We start from the raw sequence: 421 nt of genomic DNA, 5'->3' as shown, positions 1-421 counted from the left end.
CTTGCGGGCTCTTCCAGTGCCCGGGCTGCGGGCTGACGCCGGACCACCCGCTGATGACGGGCGAGCGGGGCGGGATGGAGGAGGTGCCCCCGGAGGACTGGGAGATACCGTTCTAGGCAGCGGGCGGGCCGGCCGCGACGGCGCCGGCCCGCCCGGAGGCGGTCAGCATGAGGGTGTCGAAATTCGACAGACGTATTTGTCGATTTTTACTTGACGGAACACACACGTCGTCTTAGGCGGCCATGTCGACCGGCTCGTCGTAGGTGACCACGCCGCGGCCGTTGGCCTCGGAGGCGGCGAGTATGGAGGCGGTGGCGCGGTCCATGCTGCCGCCGGTCCCGATGATGCTGGACACCGCGGTGACCGCAGGCCCCCAGCCGCTTTCGTTCGCGACGTCGCGCAGCACGCGCAGGGCCTTGCC

At 70.1% G+C, this 421-nt stretch carries 1 protein-coding gene; it reads right to left on the bottom strand.

Going from position 1 to position 421, the window contains the following annotated elements; all coding sequences use genetic code 11:
• Nucleotides 1-232 precede the first annotated feature (232 nt).
• Nucleotides 233-421, bottom strand: a 189-nt coding sequence (locus tag ACQRC0_RS08825) for a hypothetical protein (protein WP_427729337.1), incomplete at its 5' end; no start/stop codon positions are given.

Source organism: Collinsella sp. SGI.033, assembly GCF_050315135.1.
In the GTDB taxonomy this organism is placed as follows: domain Bacteria; phylum Actinomycetota; class Coriobacteriia; order Coriobacteriales; family Coriobacteriaceae; genus Collinsella.
The sequence above is the reverse complement of the archived record's forward strand: the minus strand, read 5'-3'. Positions and strand labels throughout refer to the sequence as shown.